This window comes from Metallosphaera yellowstonensis MK1 (assembly GCF_000243315.1).
Classification (GTDB): Archaea; Thermoproteota; Thermoprotei_A; order Sulfolobales; family Sulfolobaceae; genus Metallosphaera; species Metallosphaera yellowstonensis.
The window spans coordinates 1-2,261 of the sequence record NZ_JH597752.1; the positions used below are offsets into that span (position 1 = coordinate 1).

At 53.9% G+C, this 2,261-nt stretch carries 3 pseudogenes; 2 read left to right on the plus strand and 1 reads right to left on the minus strand.

Going from position 1 to position 2,261, the window contains the following annotated elements:
• Nucleotides 1–250 precede the first annotated feature (250 nt).
• Nucleotides 251–438, minus strand: a pseudogene (locus METMK1DRAFT_RS15790) (hypothetical protein).
• 133 nt (nucleotides 439–571) lie between these two features.
• Between METMK1DRAFT_RS15790 and METMK1DRAFT_RS00010 the strand changes: the two are divergent.
• Together METMK1DRAFT_RS00010 and METMK1DRAFT_RS00015 are read left to right on the plus strand one after the other, a co-directional pair.
• Nucleotides 572–1,675, plus strand: a pseudogene (locus tag METMK1DRAFT_RS00010) (transposase).
• A gap of 127 nt (nucleotides 1,676–1,802) precedes the next feature.
• Nucleotides 1,803–2,261, plus strand: a pseudogene (locus tag METMK1DRAFT_RS00015) (carboxypeptidase M32); the annotation flags it as partial.

Genomic DNA, 2,261 nt, shown 5'->3' on the forward strand with positions numbered 1-2,261 from the left:
CCTATCCTCCTCCTCCCGTAGATCACTATGAGCTGAGCCCCGTCCTCTTTGTAACGTTGCTCCAGGAACTCCAACTCCCTCTTTCTGTCGACAAAAAGTGGTACCACGAATATTATAATTTAGATACCACATTTATGCCTTAGCATTCCAAGCACTTAGGGTATCGTCGACAGACGACGAACTTCCCGAGGGTTGCCCCTACACGTGTCTCAGTTGCTCGCAGCTGGTTGTTCTGGAGTTCCGTTTGTCCCTACACTTTCATTTCAATCATTTTATCTTGAATCATAATCGAGTGAGGGACTTAGCCCTCAACCACATGCTTATTCTGGTCGCGTGTGGGTCATGGGACTCCTTAGAGCCCAACGGCACAGAGCTCGTATCTCTGCCATCGCTCTCACCCTTTTGGGCAGAGCCCACATCGAGTGAGAGCGTCCTTATCTATAAATAATGTTATCAAATGAATGCAAAAATATTTCTCAGCAGTTATGGGAATCTTAGGGAGGTAATACGAAGAAGTCGGTATTAGCGAGAAGTTTTTAATTTTAGACGTCGTCTCGCTGAAAAGATGAAGATGACGAACAGAAAGGGACAGGTAGAGTACGCTAAGGAGGATCTGATCAAGGCGGTCAACCAGGTCCTGGGCATAGTGAGGAGGAACGGGAGGAGCAGGAAGGTCGGGTTGGCACTCGTCTTGATGGTCCTGCTAGGTGGGAGGTCCAGCGTGAGGAATGCTGCTGAGACGTTCGGGTTGGACTACGCAAACCTGCTGGAGGCGTTGGGAGAACTCGACGGCGCGTGGAGGGACTACCTGGAGGTCCTGTCGGGGCTGGTGAAGGGTCAGGTGGCCGTAATCATAGACGACACCGTGGACCACAAGGAGTACTCCAGGGGGAAGGACGTGAGCCCCTGAGAACTACTGGATCTACTGCCACGCCCACGGGAGGTTCGAGAGGGGCGTGCAGCTCCTCACGGTCGCCATAGTGGACCTCTCCACGGGCAGGGCGTTCATGGTGGGAGCCTTCCCCTACGCCGTGAGGAAGATGTTGGACTTGGGGATGGTCACCGAGTTCAAGACCAAGATCGACTTGGCCAGGGAGATGTTGGACGTGCTCAAGGAGCACTTCCGCGTGTCCAGGGTCTTCTTCGACTCGTGGTACTGGTCCGAGAAGCTCGTGAACGAGAACGTGGTGTCTGAGCTCAAGTCCAACCGGAGGCTCCTCAGGGTCGAGTCGGTCCAGGGGACCCTCGAGGAGGTGGAGGGACACCTCCGAGTGGGAGACCTACCCCCCGGACTCTACTACGCCGACCTGACCCTGGGAGGCCAAGCGATTACGGTAAAGTTGCTAGTCCGGGAATATAAACGTGACTCCGGGACACACGTGAAGTACCTCTACACGACCGACCTCTCGCTCAGCAGGAGGAGATCGAGGAGGCATGAGGATGAGTGGGAGATCGAGGAGCTCCACAGGGACGTCAAGGCCTTGGGACTGGAGGACTCCTCGTTCTGGAGGAGGGAGAGGCTTCAGGGGTACCTCACGATCTTCACCATCATGACCAACGTCGTCAGGGAGCTGGTGGGGGCTCTTAACCTGAGGAGCGTGAGGCGTTCCTCAGGTTCGTTGAACGTCATTTAGGCGGACCGCCGGGGCTGATGAGAATCTTTAAGTTACGTTAAAGTCCCATAACTGCTGTATTTCTACAAGTGGAAAAAAGATTCAGCCTGGTGCTGTTCAACGTTTGATGACGTTATACGGTCAAACGGGTTAGCAAAAAAATATTACTCTGTGAGGGAAAATCCAAACATGCTAGACAAGATCCTGGAAGAGTACAGGAGGATATGGGCACTAAACTATGCGTCAAGCTTACTGGGCTGGGACCTGGAGACTTACATGCCCGAGGACGACTCTCAACTGCGTGGGGAGGCCATAGCTAACATCTCCACCGTCGTGAGGGAACTAACACTCTCCCTCGCAGACAAGTTGGACAAAGTCAGGGACGAGGATCTGGACGATTTCGGGAGGGGTGTAGTTAGGGTGCTGAGGAGAAGCGTCAGGTTCTACAGGGCAGTCCCCAGGGAGATCACAGAGGAGTTGGACAGGTTGGCCTCACAGTCTGCAGTGGTGTGGAGAGAAGCGAGAAGGAGATCCGACTTTAAGTCCTTCGAGCCCTACCTGAGGAGGATTGTGGAGCTGGAGAAAGAGGTCGCCGACAGGCTGGGATATGAAGGACACCCCTACGATGCCCTTGTAGACCTTTACGAG